This window comes from Sphingomonas melonis (assembly GCF_013409985.1).
GTDB lineage: Bacteria > Pseudomonadota > Alphaproteobacteria > Sphingomonadales > Sphingomonadaceae > Sphingomonas > Sphingomonas melonis_A.
Genome location: NZ_JACCBY010000009.1, coordinates 14,179 through 27,591, shown reverse-complemented (window position 1 = coordinate 27,591; position 13,413 = coordinate 14,179). Strand labels below are relative to the sequence as shown.

Here is a 13,413-nt window from a genome sequence, read left to right as displayed (position 1 = left end):
CCACCGAACGCCGGTGGTGCGCCTGCTGCATGAGGTTTGCTGACCAATGATGGATCCCCGTGCCCGCGTCGAGCCGTTCGGCTTCGATCGCGTCTTCCAGGCCAATGCAGAACCCGCTGCGGCCGGCAGCAACGATCTCGCCGATCACGTCCATGATCTGCTCGCGCGGCTGGCGGTGATGGAGCGGGACCACCAGGATGAGCTGGCCCGCGCGCGGACCGAGGCGTTCCAGGCGGGCCTGGATCAGGCGCGCCACGAGGCGACGACTGCTTTGTTGTCCGCCGCTGATGCGATCCACGCCGCAATTGACGACCTCGACGCGCGGTTCGCCGACGCGATTGCCCAACAGTCGCAGGCCGCCGCCGACGTCGCCCTCGCCGCCGCAGAGGCGCTGGCCGGCCATGCGCTCGATCAGGCGCCGTTGCGCGCCGTCGACGAGGCGCTCGGCCGCGTCCTGGGGCAGGTCGCCCGCGGCACGCGGCTATGCGTGCGCATCAACCCCGACCAGCATGAGGCGTTGACGACGCTGCTGGCCGAACGCCAGCGTCACGATCGCCGTCAGTTGCACCTTGCCGCCATGGCCGACCCGGCGGTCGCACCGGGGGACGCGGTCATCTTCTGGGACGAAGGAGGGCTGGCCGTAGACGCCGCCGCCCGCCGCGCCGCCGTGATGGCCGAGCTCGACCCGGCGCTGCGCGGCGAAGACCAGGGCTAGAAAATTTGCTCTCGGCAAGTTTTGCCTAGGCGACCGGTACTATAATGGAAGCAACAGGGACGGCGTGTCCTTGCTCTACAAGTGAGGCCGCCCTTGAATGGATTGCGATCCCTGATCGCGCAGCTCGGCATGCGTCGTCTAATGCTGATGGGAGGAGTGGCCCTGGCGCTGCTCGTCGGCGTCGGCGCGCTGGCCCTGCACGGTTCCTCCCCGCAAATGGGGTATCTGTTCACCGATCTCGACCCGTCGGCGGCGGCGTCGATCACCGAGAAGCTGAAGGCGCAGTCCACGCCCTTCCAGCTCTCGCCCGACGGCACCGCCGTGCTCGCCCCGGTCGACAAGCTCGCCGAACTGCGCATGCAGCTCGCGTCCGAGCGGCTGGGCGGCAAGATCGGTTATGAGATCCTCGACAACGAACAGCCGTTCGGCGTCTCCTCGTCGCGCGAGAAGCTGAACGAAAGCCGCGCGATCGAAGGCGAACTCGCGCGTTCGATCGAGAGCCTCGAGAACGTCGACAAGGCGCGCGTTCACATCGTGATGCCCGATCGCGACCTGTTCTCGACCCAGGAGCGCAAGGCGACCGCGGCGGTGACGCTGAAGACGCGGGGCCGGCTGTCTGGCGAGGCGGTACAGGCGATCCGCTATCTCGTCGCCTCCTCGGTCCCCGACCTGTCGCCCGAGAGCATTTCGGTCGTCGACCAACAGGGTGCCCTGCTTGCGCGCGCCGGCGATTCCACCGACGCGACATCGTCGCAGATCGAGGAGCGCCAGGCCTCGATGGAGGGGCGCCTGCGCAGCGAGATCGAGCATCTGCTCGAGCCGGTGGTCGGCGCGGGCAAGGTGCATGCGCAGGTCGCCGTCAACCTCAATCGCGATCAGACGCGCGAGGAGGCCGAGACCTACGACCCCGACCAGCAGGTCATCGCGCATCAGGTGACGGTCGAATCGAACGACCAGAACCAGCAGAACCAGGCGAACGCCCCCGGCGCGACGGTGAGCAGCCAGCTTCCCGACAGCAACGGCGCAGTCAATGGCACCGGTCAGGACAGCCAGCGTTCGGCGAAGACCGACACGTCCGAAGACACCAGCTACCAGAACAGCAGCAAGCATTCGGTCAGCGTCCGCGCTCCGGGCCAGATCGAGCGGCTGACCGTCGCGGTGATGATCGATACCGGTGGCAAGCCGCTGCCGGTGCCGCAGAGCCAGCGGCTGACGCGGCTGGTCCAGAATGCGGTCGGCTTCGATGCGCAGCGCGGCGACAGCGTCGCGGTCGAGGGCATGTCGTTCGTCCCGACACCCGAGGAAGAGGCCGCACGCGCCGCCTTGCCCTTCGGGCTGACCGCGTCGATGCTGATCAACCTCGCCGAGGTCGCGATCGTCGGCGGACTGCTGCTGGTCGGCCTGCGCATGGCGCTGTCGCGGTTGCGCCCGGCCGAGGCCGGGGCGACCGACCCGGCCGCGCCGATCGACCTCACCGCGCAGCCGCCGGTCGGCGACGAGGGCGGTCCCGGCCAGCTCGCCGCGCCTGCCGACGAGGAGATGACGTTGCTCGACCACGACATCTCGCTCGCGAATGTCGATGGCCGCATCCGCGCCTCCACCATCAAGAAGATCGGCGACGTCATCGCGACCAATCCCGCCGAATCGACTTCGGTTATTCGTAATTGGATGAACGCATGAACGACGACGATACGCTCGATCAGGACGCCCAGCTGAGCCAGCTTGCCCCGACCCAGTTCGACAATGAGGTGCACGACGCGCCGGATATCGACCCCGAGGCGCCGCCCAGTGCGAACGACCTCCAGGCGGTGTTCGACGTGCCGGTGCGCGTCCAGGCGGTGCTCGGGCGCTCGCGGATGAACATCGGCACGCTGCTGCGCCTCAAGACCGGCGACGTCGTCGAACTCGACCGCCGGGTCGGCGAGCCGGCGGACATCTTCGTCAACAACCGGCTGATCGCGCGTGGCGAAGTGGTGCTGATCGAGGGTACGCTCGGCGTCACCCTGACCGAGATCATCCACCAGGACCGCGGTTGATGCCGACCAGTGCCGATGCCGATCACCTGTTGCTGATCGGCGCGCCAGGTCCGGTCCTCGACCTGGCGGCAGGACTGTCGCGTACCCCGCGCGCGGTGATGTCGGTCGGCTGGAGCGCGCCCGACCTGCTGCGCATCTATCGTCGCCGCCGCCGCAACCTGGTAGCGATCGACATGACGCTCGACCTACCCGAGGTGCTCGCACGGCTGTGCGGACAGCGGCGGATGGCGCGGGTCGAGCCGGCGGCGGCGGATCCGCTCGACGCACTCGTCGGCCGCACGATTGCCGAGGTCGAACGCGATCTTATCCTGCACACGCTGGCACGCTGCCGCGGCAATCGCACCTCGGCGGCGGCAATGCTCGGGATTTCGGTGCGTACGATGCGTAACAAGCTGCGCAGCTTCCTGCAGGACAGCGAGCCGACCCCCGTCGGCGCCGGTGCCTGACCATCGGTTCCGGCCGGATCGCCCAGAGATCAATGATGCCGCCTAAACTCAAGCAGTTACTTCAGAACTTTGGCCCCAGCCGCGACATCGCGGTGGCGCTCGGCATCGTCGCGATCATCGCGATGCTGATCCTGCCGATCCCCGGCTGGCTGCTCGACTTCGGCCTTGCATTGTCGATCACCGCATCGGTGCTGATCCTGATGACGGCGCTGTTCATCGACAAGCCACTGCAGCTGTCCAGTTTCCCGACGATCCTGCTGATCACGACGATGCTGCGGCTTGGCCTCAACCTGGCCTCGACGCGGCTGATCCTGGGCAATGGCCATGAAGGCCCACAGGCCGCCGGTGGGGTGATCGGCGCGTTCGGCACCTTCCTGATGGGCGGACAGACGGTGATCGGCCTCACCATCTTCCTGATCCTGGTGGTCATCAACTTCGTCGTCATCACCAAGGGCGCCGGCCGCATCGCCGAGGTTGCCGCACGCTTCAGCCTCGACGCGATGCCCGGCAAGCAGATGGCGATCGACGCCGATCTCAACGCCGGCCTGATCGACGAACGGCAGGCGCGCGAGCGCCGCTCGGAGCTGGAAGCGGAAAGCGGCTTCTTCGGTGCGATGGACGGCGCCTCGAAGTTCGTGAAGGGCGACGCGGTCGCGGCGCTGGTCATCACCGGCATCAACATCGTCGTCGGCCTGATCGTCGGCGTCGTCTTCCATGGCGTGCCGATCGGCGAGGCGTTCCGGACCTATACCGTGCTCAGCGCCGGCGACGGTCTGGTCAGCCAGATCCCTGCGCTGATCGTCTCGACCGCGGCCGGTCTGCTCGTCTCCAAGGGCAGTATCGAGGGCAAGACGGGCAGCACGCTGACCGAACAGCTGGGGAGCGATCCCAAGGCGTTCGGCGTGGTCGCGGCGCTGCTCGGCCGGCACGATCCTGCTGCCATTGGTGCTCCCGAACGGGCGACTGTCCGGCTATGTCAACATCACGACGCAGATCGAGGTGACGCTGGCGGCGCAGGAGAAGGTGCGTTCCGATATGCCGCTGCTGCTCGACGCGATCAACATGCGCGCCTATCGGACGCCGCTCGCCGCCGGAGCGGATGGTCAGCTCCCGCGGGTGGATGCGTTCCGCAAGCTGGTGCTCGATGCCGCCATCGCCACATTCGGACGCGAAGGCGTCCGGCGGGCGGTGGTTATGCAGGTCCAGCCCGCCTGATCGCCCCTTCCGGAACAGCGAAGGCCAGCCATGCCATCGTCCCAGATTACCGGCCGAAGCGCGGCAGGATTACGCCGTACCATCCTGCTCGACGCTCGTCTGGTCGGCCCGCGCGGCGACGCGCTGTGCCGCATTCACGCGATGTCGGGCCGCGAGATGACCGCGCAGACCTGCACGCTGCTCGGTCGCAACGACTGGGTCCGGGTGGACCTGCCCAACGGACAGTCCGCCTCCGGGCAGGTCGACTGGACGGCGCATGACCATGTCGGCGTGACCTTCGCCGTGCCGATCGGCGATCTCGACCAGTTTCTCGCCCGCTGCTTCCCGGACGAGTCCACACCGCCGGCGCTGTCGCCGCGCACACCGCATTTCGTCACATCGTGCCCGGTCGACCTGTGGCAGGGCAGTACGGCAATCGCCACAACGATGATCGAGATTTCAACCGACGGCGCGCGGTTTGCAACGCCGACCACCCCACGGCTCGGCCGGCCTTTGCTGCTGTCGGGGCCTGGACTGCCGGCACTGGTCGCCGCCCGGCTCTGCTGGGCCTCCGCAGGCGAGGCGGGCGTGATCTTCGAGCATCCTTTGCCGTTCGACACGCTCGCCCCGTGGCTGGACACCCGCGCGCTGCGGTTCGCGCAGCGCGGCTAAGGGGTGTCGGCGGGCTATCCGTGCCCGAAACTTCGGACCAGCGACCCCGCGACGAGCGACCAGCCGTCGACCAGCACGAAAAAGATGATCTTCAACGGCAGCGAGATCGTCGTCGGCGGCAGCATCATCATGCCCATCGCCATCAGCACCGCCGCGACGGCGATGTCGATCACCAGGAACGGCAGCAACAGCAGGAAGCCGATCTCGAACGCGCGGCGCAGTTCCGATATCATGAAGGCCGGCATGATCGTCGGTAGCGGCAATTGCGCGATCGGCACCGCCGGCGCGCGCGACAGCTCGACGAACATGTGCAGATCGTCGCGCCGGACATGCTGGAGCATGAACGTCTTGAACGGCTTCGACGTCTCTTCGAGCGCCTGCGCCTCGGTAATCTTGCCGTGGTTGTATGGATCGACGCCATTGTGCCACGCCGCGGTGAAGGTCGGCGCCATCACGAAGAACGACAGGAACAGCGCGAAGCTGATCAGCACCGGGTTCGGCGGCGTGCCCGGCGCGCCCAGCCCTGAGCGCAGCAGCGACAAAGCGACGACGATCCGCGTGAAGGACGTCACCGTCATCAGGATGCCGGGCGCCAGGCTGAGCACGGTCAGCGTCAGCAGGATCTGCAGCGCCTTGCCCGAGATCGATCCCTGGCCGAGCGCGGCGGCGGCGCCCTGCGCCTGACCGGCGGCCTGGCCGAGGGATTGTGCGAGCGCCGGGACGGGAATCGCGAGCAGCGCCAGCGCGGGCAGCAGCCACAGCGCCTTACGCATAGAACCCCCGGCGGATCAGCGGCGCCCGCGTCGGCGCGCCATCGCCCAGCGCGACGACGCCTTCCGGCGCGATCACCACGAGATGTTCGCGTCCGTCGCAGCGGATCAGCGCCACCGAACGCCGTCCGTCGAGCGCCAACCGCTCGACCAGCGCCAGCCGACGTTCCTCGGTGCGGCTACCGAGCCATTGCGAAGGCAGCTTGATGTCGTAGCGGCGCACCGCCCACAGGGCCCCGGCGAGCATGCCGAGGATCAGCCCCAGCGCGCCGAGCGCGCGGAGCGCGGACAGAAGCTCCATCGATCAGGATGCCTTCTGGATGATGTCGGTGATCTCGAGCGACATGCGCTCGTCCTCGACCAGGATGCGGCCGCGAGCGACGAGCTCGTCGTTGACATAGACCAGCGTCGGATCGTCCTGCCCGCTATCGAGCGGGATCATCGCGCCGCGGCTCATCTTGAGAATCTGGTAGACGGGCAGTTGCGTCGATCCCAGCACGATCGACAGTTCGACCGGAATGGCTTCAAGCACGGACATTCGGCTCTCCTTCGAGGATTTTATAGGATTATTTTGCGGCCGCCGGCGGCCGCCCGGCAAAATCTTCCTATAAGCCGAGGTGAAAGCATGATGGCGGATGTCCCGCTGCCGTGCGCCATCCGGGGGACCTATGGACCTGCACACGTCGATCGACGTCTCTGCATCGGGCCTGCACGCGCAGGCTTTGCGTATGCGGGTGATCGCCGAGAATCTCGCCAACACCGATTCCGTCGCGAAGACGCCGGGCGGCGATCCGTATCGACGCCGCGTCGCGACCTTCAAGGCGCATGTCGATCGCGCGATCGGCGGCACCACCGTTCAGGTCGCGTCGATTACGCCGGACAAATCCGACTTCGGCCGGGTCTATCAGCCCGGCAATCCGGCGGCCGACGCCGCCGGCTATGTCCAGATGCCCAACGTCAACGGCCCGATCGAGATGGCCGACATGCGCGCGGCGCAACGGTCGTATCAGGCCAACCTCAATGCCATCGAAGCCGCACGCAACATGACGATGCGCACGCTCGATCTCATCAAGTAAGAAGGAAACGTCCATGTCGATTGGCGCCCTTGACGCGGCGGCCGCCTACGGCCGCACGCTGACTGCATTGCCCGGCATCGGATCGGCCGCCGACGATGCGCCGATGGCCGCCGGCGCGGTCTCGTCCGTCGCCGCTCCGACCGACGCCGCCGCGACCGGCCCGACGAGCTTCGGCGGCATGGTGCAGTCGATGATCGGCGACACCGCCGCCACGCTGCGCGTCGCAGAAACCGAAAGCGCCAAGCAGGTTGCCGGCAAGGGCGATCTGATCGATGTCGTCACTGCCGTTGGTGCGGCGGAATCGGCGCTCAACACCATCGTCGCGGTGCGCGATCGCATGGTGAACGCCTATTCCGAAATCATGCGCATGCAGATCTGAGCGGATGAACGCGTTCCAGGCCGCCGAGTTCGGCCGCGCGGCCATGCTGCTCGTGCTCACCGTCGCCGGGCCGATGCTGCTCACCGGCCTTGTCGTCGGCGTCGCGATCAGCCTGTTCCAGGCGCTGACGCAATTGCAGGAAACCACCATCACGTTCGTGCCCAAGCTGCTCGCGATCGGCGCGGTGCTGATCGTCAGCCTGCCGATGATCGGCAAGGCGCTGGGCGGGTTCATGGCGCGCATCGCCGACGCGATCATCGTCGGCGGCTGACGCACGCATGGCCGACCTGTCGATCCAGGTCACCGTCTTCCTGATCCTGTTCGCACGGATCGGCGCGGTGGTGATGGCCCTGCCCGTCTTCGCCGAAGACAGCGTCCCGCCGCAGATCCGGCTGGTCCTGGCGCTGGGCCTGACCCTGGGCCTCTACGGCCTCCTCCACCAGCGAGTGACCGTGCCGCCCGATGGCGGCGGCGCCCTGATCGCCGCCGTCGTGACGCAGGTGGTCGTCGGGCTGGCGATCGGGCTGCTAGTCCGCGTCCTGTTCAGCGCCGCGACGATGGCGGGTGCGGTGATCAGCCTGCAGATCGGCCTGTCCTCCGTGCTCGTGCCCGACGCCGCGCTTGGCGGGCAGGTGCCGATCCTGTCGCGCTTCATCGCGGTCGCGGCGGGTGTCGCGTGCATGGCGTTGGGCATCCACCATCTCTGGATTGCCGCGATCGTCCATTCCTACGACCAGTTCCCCGTCGGCGCGCTGCCGCCGGCCGCCGATCTGGCGCATCTCGCGATCGTCGCACTTGGGGCGGGCGACCGAGCTCGCGGTCAACATGGCGGCGCCGCTGGTGGTCTATGGCATCCTGTTCAACACCGCGCTCGGCCTTGCCGCACGGATGGCGCCGACCCTGCAGGTGTTCTTCGTCGCGCAACCGCTCAACATCCTGTTCGGGCTGACCTTGTTCGCGATGACCTTCGGGGCGGCGCTGACCGGCTTCTGCTATGCGATGATCACCTTCCTCCACCGGCAGTTGCTGTAGCATGGCCGAGGGCGACAAGGACCAGAAGACCGAGCAGCCGACCGACAAGCGCCTGCGCGATGCGGCCAAGAAGGGGGAGGTCGCCACCGCGCCGGAGATCCGCCATGCGGTGATGTTCGTCGGCGCGATGATCGTGGCCGGCGGCATGGGCTCATGGACGCTCGCGCGGCTCGGGACGATGTGCGTGCGATTGTGGAGCCGCGCCGACGATTATGCGATGACCAGCGACGGCGCGCGCGACGTCATCACCGCGGTCCTGCTCGAAATGCTGCGCGCGACCTGGCCCCTGCTCGCCTTGTTGTTCGGGCTGGCGCTGCTACCGCTGTTCCTCCAGGGCGCGCCCGCGCTGATCTGGAGCCGCATCGGGCTGAAATGGTCGAAGCTGTCGCCGACCGGCGGGCTCAACCGCATCTTCGGCAAGTCGGCGATGGTCGAGTTCGTCAAGACGCTCGCCAAGTTCGTCGTCATCATCTTCATCGCCGAACAATTGCTCAAGCCGCATCTCGTCGCGCTCGACCAGCTGATCGGCGCCTCGCCGCAGGCGATCGGGACGGCGGCCGGCACGCTCGTCTTCGACCTCGTCCGCACGGTCGGGCTGGCGGTCATCGTCCTCGCCGCCGCCGACTATATGTATCAGCGCCATGCCTTCATGAGCCGGATGCGGATGAGCCGGCAGGAGGTGCAGGACGAATATCGCCAGAGCGACGGCGACCCCAAGATCAAGGCGCGCATCCGCGCCATCCGCATGGCGCGCAGCCGCAAGCGGATGATGGCGGCGGTGCCGACCGCCAGCGTCATCGTCACCAACCCGACCCATTATGCCGTCGCGCTGAAATACGATCACGGCGCCATGGCCGCGCCGGTGGTGGTCGCCAAGGGCATGGACACGATGGCGTTGCGCATCCGCGAGATCGGCAGCGAGGCCAACGTGCCGATCGTCGAGAGCCCGCCGCTGGCGCGTGCCCTCTACGCCTCCGCGGAGGTCGACCGCCCGATCCCGGTCGAACATTATGCCGCGGTCGCCGAAGTGATCAGCTACGTCATGCGCCTCGCACGGCGACTTGCGTGATGCGCCGCGCCCGCGGGGGGTCGGTCCGTCCTATAATGATTGTGATGCCACGCACATTCCGTCATTTGACCGCCCTAATGGCCGCCCTTGTCGCGCTGATGACGTGCGGCACGGCGATGGCCGGACCCGTTTCGCGGATCAAGGATATCGTCGACGTCCAGAACGTCCGTCCCAACCAGCTCGTCGGCTATGGCCTGGTCGTCGGCCTGCAAGGCACCGGCGACCGGACGCAGAACGTCCCCTTCACCGTCGAGACGATCCAGTCGATGCTGGAACGGATGGGCGTCAACATCCGCGGCGATACGATGCGTACGCAGAACGTCGCCGCCGTGTCGGTGACGGCCACGCTACCCGCCTTCGCCCGCGCCGGCAGCGCGATCGACGTGCAGATCGGTGCGATGGGCGACGCCACCAGCCTGCAAGGCGGGATGCTGCTCGTCACCTCGCTGCGCGGCCTCGATGGCGAGATCTACGCCGTGGCGCAGGGTCCGCTGTCGGTCTCCGGCTTCCGCGCGCAGGGCGCCGCCGCGTCGATCAGCCGCGGCGTGACCACGTCGGCACGGATCGCCGGCGGGGCCATCGTCGAACGCGAGGTGCCCTATACGCTGCGCTCGGCGACGACGCTCAAGCTGGCGCTGAAGAATCCCGATTTCACCACCGCCTATCGCATCGCCGCGGTGATCAACCGCCGCTACGATCGCACCGCGCGGGTGCTCGATCCCGGCACGATCGAACTGACGCCGCCCGCCGGGTCCGCGGATCACGTCATCGACCTGGTGGCGGGGATCGAGGAGCTGCCGGTCGAGGTCGACCTGCCCGCCCGCGTCGTGATCAACGAGGCCTCCGGCACGGTGGTGATGGGCGCCGACGTGCGGATCAGCCCGGTCGCGATCGCCCAGGGCGGGCTGACGATCAGCATCGCCGAAACACCGGTCGCGTCGCAGCCGGGGCCGTTCTCCAACGGCACCACCGAGGTGCTGCCGCGCACCCAGATCGGCGTGACCGACGGTAACGGCCGCGGGCTCGGCATCCTGCACAATGCGACCTCGCTGGTATCGCTGGTCGCCGGCCTGAATGCCTTCGGGGTCAGCCCCCGCGATCTCATCACCGTGCTGCAGGCGCTGCGCACCGCCGGCGCGCTCCAGGCCGAAATCGAGGTACAATGATGGACAGCACGCTTTCCGCCCCGCTTCCCGCGGCGGCCCTGCCCGCCATACCGGCGCCGCAGCCGACCCATCATGCCAACGATCCGGCAGCGACGGCGCAGTCGTTCGAGGCGGTGTTCGTCGGCCAGATGGTCCGCATCATGATGGACACGACGCCGTCGGAGGGCGCGTTCAGCGGCGGCCACGGCGAGGAGATGTTCCGTGGCGTGCTCGCCGAAAAGATGGGCGACGCGATCGCCCGCCGCGGCGGCTTCGGCCTGGCGCCGGCGGTGCTCAACCAGATCATCCGGTTGCAGGGAGCAGGGGCATGATCGAGCGACTGACCGACGTGCTGCATTCGCTGCTGACGCTGATGGACGAGGAAACCGAGCATCTGCAGCAGAATCCGTTCGGCGCCGGCCTGCCCGAACTGGCCGCGACCAAGGTGCGCCTGGTCGGCCAGCTCGAACAGATGACCGCGGCCTATGGCCGCAGCACGGTCGACTGGAACCGGTCACTGGACGAGGAGCAGCGGGTACGGCTCGAGGAGCTGCTCGCCCGGCTGGAGACGACCTCGGCCGCCAATGCGGCGGCGCTCGAGCGGCAGATCGATCTGTCGGTCGAGATGATCGGCGCGATCACCACCGAGGCGAAGCGGATCGCGGGCCGGGCGACGTCGACTTACGGTGCGCAGGGCACTCTGTCGCGCTTCGATCCGACGATGCCGATCGCGGTGAATTCGAGCTATTGAGGCCGCCGGCCGTCGCGGGCGGGACCGGCGGCGTCAGTCGAGCAGGACCGCGACGACGGTGCCGAGATCGGTGGGTTCGAGCGAATCGAGCTCGATCTCGCGATCCGGGTTCAGGCTGTAGCCGATCATCCGGCCCTGGCGGTCGAAGGTGACGACCAGCAGCCGCAGGCCCCCCGGTTCCCGCATGACGGCGAGCCCGCCCGACGAGGGGAAGCGGTCGGGGTCGACGACGACGATGGCATGCGCGGGCAGCGCCGGCCCCAGCGTCGCGCGGCACACACGCAGGCCATAGCTGTTCGGCTGGGCATGCCGCGGCGCCTCGACCGTACGGCCGACCGGCACGCGGTCGATCAGGCCATCGGCGAGCGGCGCGCCGAACACCGGGACCAGCCGCACCGTCGCGGTCTCCGACTGTTCGATCGCGGCGAGCACGGCGGTGTCCGCCTCGTTCGGCTCGGGCGCGCTCGCCACGACCCGCAGCGGCTGCGCCGCCTTGGTGCGCGCCGTCGGCAATTGCATCGGATCCTGCAATTCCTTGCGCAACAGCGCGACGCGCGCGCGGGTCTTCTCGATACGCGCAGCGCTGCTCGCCGCGACGGGCAGATAGGGGTGAAGCGCGCCCTCCGCATCGGCTTGCGCGATATACGCGCGCAGCGCCCGCGCATCGGCGACGCCGAGCAAGGCGCACACCGCCCGCACCGTCTGTGCGTTCCAGCGGCCGAGCGGCTTGTAGCCGTTCTCCAGCCGCGACAGGATCACCGGCGCGATCCCGAAGCGGCGTTCGACATTGGCGATCGACAGCGTCCGGTCGGCGTCGCGCCGCGCCCGGATCGCCGCGGCGAGCAGCACCGCAAAGCGGTCCTCGGCGATCTCCTCTTCGGTCCAGCCCTGCAACTCGGTCGCCCAATCGGCGATGTCGAACGCGGGATCGTCGATGTCGAGCAGCAGATCCTCGGGAGCGACGCGCATCGCGACGGCGATACTGCGCAATTCGCTCGCCTTGGCGACCACCTCGCCACGCTCGATCTTGGACAATCGGACATAGGGGATGTCGGGCAATACGGCCGACAAACCGAGCAGTCTGGCGAAACCCTGTTGTTTGCGCAGTTCGCGCACGGCATTGGGGAAGACGATCGAGCGATAGCGATCGATATCCCGGCTGGCGGTGGTAACCCCTTGCTCGGCCGCCTCTTCTTGCTCTCTGACGATCTCTGGGTGGCTCATCGGCGCAGCTTGTGCCTGAATGTACCGCGCCTGTCGATCAGCGCTCGCGGCCATTCCGGTACCATCTTGGGGCAAAGCCCGCCGCGCGATCGTGTCCGCCCATCAACCCGCCGTTCAGCCGCCCGCGCCTAGCCCGCCAGGGCGGCCGGAGACGAGGATGCGATGACCAGCGCGAGGATCCCAGGGCAAACCGTCGCGGCGCTCGCCGAGCGCGACCGGCGCATCGATCATAGCCTGTCCGCGCTGCTCATCCTGCAAGGCATCACGCTGTTCGTGGTCGTACCGCTCGCGCAAGGCTGGCCGTTCGGTCGTACCTTGCTCGACGCCTGCCATATCGCGTTCGCCGTCATCTGCGTCACCGTCTTCACGCGCCAGCGGCTGTGGCGGATGCTGCTGGTGGTATCGATCGGGCTGCTGACGGCGTGGCCGGCGCTCGGCCGCATCGTCTCCGCGTCGCTCCAGCTCACCGTCACCGAACAGCATGAGGCGATCGCGATCGTCGCCTTCCTGTTCAACGCGGCGGTGACCGCGGTGGTCGCACCGCATGTCTTCGCCGCCGGGCGGGTGACCGCGCACCGCATCCGTGGCGCGGTGCTGCTCTACCTCAACGTCTCGGCGCTGTTCGCCATCGCTTATGGCGCGATCCAGACGCACGCCCCCGGCGCGTTCGGCGGCAGCGGCTTCACCCCGCATATGGCCAACACCTCGACCGCCGCCTTCACCTATTTCAGCCTCGCCACGATCACCACCACCGGTTTTGGCGATATCGTACCGCTCGCGCCGCTCGCGCGCAGCCTCGCCAATCTGGAATCGGTGATCGGCCAGCTGTTTCCGGCGACGCTGCTGGCACGCCTCGTCGCGCTGCACCTCGCGCATGAGGAACGCAGCGACTGAGGCCGCGCGG

At 68.0% G+C, this 13,413-nt stretch carries 18 protein-coding genes and 2 pseudogenes; 16 read left to right on the top strand and 4 right to left on the bottom strand.

Features of this window, described 5'->3' with window-relative positions:
- Positions 1–46: 46 nt before the first annotated feature.
- The 6 genes and pseudogenes from HD841_RS19150 (at position 47) to HD841_RS19125 (ending at position 5,063) form a co-directional block, all read left to right on the top strand.
- Entirely contained in the window at positions 47–715 is a 669-nt protein-coding gene (locus HD841_RS19150) for a FliH/SctL family protein (RefSeq protein ID WP_257015817.1), read from the top strand.
- 129 nt (positions 716–844) lie between these two features.
- The gene (gene fliF, locus HD841_RS19145; protein ID WP_257015814.1) at positions 845–2,395 is read left to right on the top strand and encodes a flagellar basal-body MS-ring/collar protein FliF; all 1,551 of its coding nucleotides are present in this window, start codon (positions 845–847) and stop codon (positions 2,393–2,395) included.
- On the top strand, positions 2,392–2,751 hold the full coding sequence (gene fliN / locus HD841_RS19140; protein WP_179510502.1) for a flagellar motor switch protein FliN: 360 nt from the start codon (positions 2,392–2,394) through the stop codon (positions 2,749–2,751). Before fliF ends, fliN begins: the two co-directional genes overlap by 4 nt.
- Positions 2,751–3,197 (top strand): helix-turn-helix domain-containing protein, encoded by a 447-nt coding sequence (locus tag HD841_RS20905; RefSeq protein ID WP_179510501.1) that lies wholly within the window; start codon positions 2,751–2,753, stop codon positions 3,195–3,197. The genes fliN and HD841_RS20905 overlap by 1 nt, the downstream gene beginning before the upstream one ends.
- A 35-nt stretch (positions 3,198–3,232) precedes the next feature.
- A pseudogene (locus HD841_RS19130) lies at positions 3,233–4,120 on the top strand (FHIPEP family type III secretion protein); the annotation flags it as partial.
- A 448-nt stretch (positions 4,121–4,568) separates the two neighbouring features.
- Complete coding sequence (locus tag HD841_RS19125; protein WP_179510500.1) at positions 4,569–5,063, top strand: hypothetical protein; 495 nt, start codon at positions 4,569–4,571, stop codon at positions 5,061–5,063.
- A gap of 14 nt (positions 5,064–5,077) precedes the next feature.
- Here HD841_RS19125 and fliP read toward each other — a convergent pair whose 3' ends face one another.
- The 3 genes from fliP to HD841_RS19110 are packed head-to-tail and all read right to left on the bottom strand — an operon-like array spanning position 5,078 to position 6,371.
- A complete protein-coding gene (gene fliP / locus HD841_RS19120; protein ID WP_179510499.1) occupies positions 5,078–5,836 on the bottom strand; it encodes a flagellar type III secretion system pore protein FliP in 759 nt (252 codons plus the stop codon).
- Positions 5,829–6,134: a flagellar biosynthetic protein FliO gene (locus HD841_RS19115; protein WP_179510498.1), complete on the bottom strand. Its 306-nt coding sequence runs from the start codon at positions 6,132–6,134 to the stop codon at positions 5,829–5,831. The genes fliP and HD841_RS19115 overlap by 8 nt, the downstream gene beginning before the upstream one ends.
- 3 nt (positions 6,135–6,137) lie before the next feature.
- Complete coding sequence (locus HD841_RS19110; protein ID WP_179510497.1) at positions 6,138–6,371, bottom strand: FliM/FliN family flagellar motor switch protein; 234 nt, start codon at positions 6,369–6,371, stop codon at positions 6,138–6,140.
- 130 nt (positions 6,372–6,501) lie between these two features.
- On the opposite strand from HD841_RS19110, the gene flgC reads away from it, so the two are divergent.
- The 9 genes and pseudogenes from flgC (at position 6,502) to HD841_RS19070 (ending at position 11,285) form a co-directional block, all read left to right on the top strand.
- Positions 6,502–6,909: a flagellar basal body rod protein FlgC gene (flgC, locus tag HD841_RS19105; RefSeq protein ID WP_179510496.1), complete on the top strand. Its 408-nt coding sequence runs from the start codon at positions 6,502–6,504 to the stop codon at positions 6,907–6,909.
- A 13-nt stretch (positions 6,910–6,922) separates the two neighbouring features.
- On the top strand, positions 6,923–7,288 hold the full coding sequence (locus tag HD841_RS19100; RefSeq protein ID WP_179510495.1) for a flagellar hook-basal body complex protein FliE: 366 nt from the start codon (positions 6,923–6,925) through the stop codon (positions 7,286–7,288).
- A 4-nt stretch (positions 7,289–7,292) separates the two neighbouring features.
- Entirely contained in the window at positions 7,293–7,559 is a 267-nt protein-coding gene (locus HD841_RS19095; protein WP_179510494.1) for a flagellar biosynthetic protein FliQ, read from the top strand.
- Positions 7,560–7,566: 7 nt separating this feature from the next.
- Positions 7,567–8,010 (top strand): annotated as a pseudogene (locus tag HD841_RS20900) (flagellar biosynthetic protein FliR); the annotation flags it as partial.
- Between the two features lie 73 nt (positions 8,011–8,083).
- Positions 8,084–8,320, top strand: coding sequence for a flagellar biosynthetic protein FliR (locus tag HD841_RS20895; RefSeq protein WP_306455806.1), 237 nt, complete (start codon positions 8,084–8,086; stop codon positions 8,318–8,320).
- Between the two features lies 1 nt (position 8,321).
- Complete coding sequence (gene flhB / locus HD841_RS19085) at positions 8,322–9,389, top strand: flagellar biosynthesis protein FlhB (RefSeq protein ID WP_179510493.1); 1,068 nt, start codon at positions 8,322–8,324, stop codon at positions 9,387–9,389.
- A 77-nt stretch (positions 9,390–9,466) separates the two neighbouring features.
- A complete protein-coding gene (locus HD841_RS19080; protein WP_257015810.1) occupies positions 9,467–10,555 on the top strand; it encodes a flagellar basal body P-ring protein FlgI in 1,089 nt (362 codons plus the stop codon).
- Complete coding sequence (locus tag HD841_RS19075; RefSeq protein ID WP_179510491.1) at positions 10,555–10,866, top strand: rod-binding protein; 312 nt, start codon at positions 10,555–10,557, stop codon at positions 10,864–10,866. The genes HD841_RS19080 and HD841_RS19075 overlap by 1 nt, the downstream gene beginning before the upstream one ends.
- Positions 10,863–11,285: a flagellar export chaperone FlgN gene (locus HD841_RS19070; protein ID WP_179510490.1), complete on the top strand. Its 423-nt coding sequence runs from the start codon at positions 10,863–10,865 to the stop codon at positions 11,283–11,285. Before HD841_RS19075 ends, HD841_RS19070 begins: the two co-directional genes overlap by 4 nt.
- A 33-nt stretch (positions 11,286–11,318) precedes the next feature.
- On the opposite strand, the gene HD841_RS19065 is transcribed toward HD841_RS19070, so the two are convergent.
- The gene (locus HD841_RS19065) at positions 11,319–12,509 is read right to left on the bottom strand and encodes an XRE family transcriptional regulator (protein ID WP_179510489.1); all 1,191 of its coding nucleotides are present in this window, start codon (positions 12,507–12,509) and stop codon (positions 11,319–11,321) included.
- Between the two features lie 162 nt (positions 12,510–12,671).
- Here HD841_RS19065 and HD841_RS19060 point away from each other — a divergent pair, with 162 nt between their 5' ends.
- Complete coding sequence (locus HD841_RS19060) at positions 12,672–13,403, top strand: ion channel (protein WP_179510488.1); 732 nt, start codon at positions 12,672–12,674, stop codon at positions 13,401–13,403.
- Positions 13,404–13,413 lie beyond the last annotated feature (10 nt).

Excerpts from the sequence above, each read along its gene's own strand:
- HD841_RS19150 (WP_257015817.1), top strand. The coding sequence starts at position 47 with ATGATGGATCCCCGTGCCCGCGTCGAGCCGTTCGGCTTCGATCGCGTC.
- fliF (WP_257015814.1), top strand. The coding sequence starts at position 845 with ATGCGTCGTCTAATGCTGATGGGAGGAGTGGCCCTGGCGCTGCTCGTC.
- fliN (WP_179510502.1), top strand. The coding sequence starts at position 2,392 with ATGAACGACGACGATACGCTCGATCAGGACGCCCAGCTGAGCCAGCTT.
- HD841_RS20905 (WP_179510501.1), top strand. The coding sequence starts at position 2,751 with ATGCCGACCAGTGCCGATGCCGATCACCTGTTGCTGATCGGCGCGCCA.
- HD841_RS19125 (WP_179510500.1), top strand. The coding sequence starts at position 4,569 with ATGACCGCGCAGACCTGCACGCTGCTCGGTCGCAACGACTGGGTCCGG.
- fliP (WP_179510499.1), bottom strand. The coding sequence starts at position 5,836 with ATGCGTAAGGCGCTGTGGCTGCTGCCCGCGCTGGCGCTGCTCGCGATT.
- HD841_RS19115 (WP_179510498.1), bottom strand. The coding sequence starts at position 6,134 with ATGGAGCTTCTGTCCGCGCTCCGCGCGCTCGGCGCGCTGGGGCTGATC.
- HD841_RS19110 (WP_179510497.1), bottom strand. The coding sequence starts at position 6,371 with ATGTCCGTGCTTGAAGCCATTCCGGTCGAACTGTCGATCGTGCTGGGA.
- flgC (WP_179510496.1), top strand. The coding sequence starts at position 6,502 with ATGGACCTGCACACGTCGATCGACGTCTCTGCATCGGGCCTGCACGCG.
- HD841_RS19100 (WP_179510495.1), top strand. The coding sequence starts at position 6,923 with ATGTCGATTGGCGCCCTTGACGCGGCGGCCGCCTACGGCCGCACGCTG.
- HD841_RS19095 (WP_179510494.1), top strand. The coding sequence starts at position 7,293 with ATGAACGCGTTCCAGGCCGCCGAGTTCGGCCGCGCGGCCATGCTGCTC.
- flhB (WP_179510493.1), top strand. The coding sequence starts at position 8,322 with ATGGCCGAGGGCGACAAGGACCAGAAGACCGAGCAGCCGACCGACAAG.
- HD841_RS19080 (WP_257015810.1), top strand. The coding sequence starts at position 9,467 with ATGGCCGCCCTTGTCGCGCTGATGACGTGCGGCACGGCGATGGCCGGA.
- HD841_RS19075 (WP_179510491.1), top strand. The coding sequence starts at position 10,555 with ATGGACAGCACGCTTTCCGCCCCGCTTCCCGCGGCGGCCCTGCCCGCC.
- HD841_RS19070 (WP_179510490.1), top strand. The coding sequence starts at position 10,863 with ATGATCGAGCGACTGACCGACGTGCTGCATTCGCTGCTGACGCTGATG.
- HD841_RS19065 (WP_179510489.1), bottom strand. The coding sequence starts at position 12,509 with ATGAGCCACCCAGAGATCGTCAGAGAGCAAGAAGAGGCGGCCGAGCAA.
- HD841_RS19060 (WP_179510488.1), top strand. The coding sequence starts at position 12,672 with ATGACCAGCGCGAGGATCCCAGGGCAAACCGTCGCGGCGCTCGCCGAG.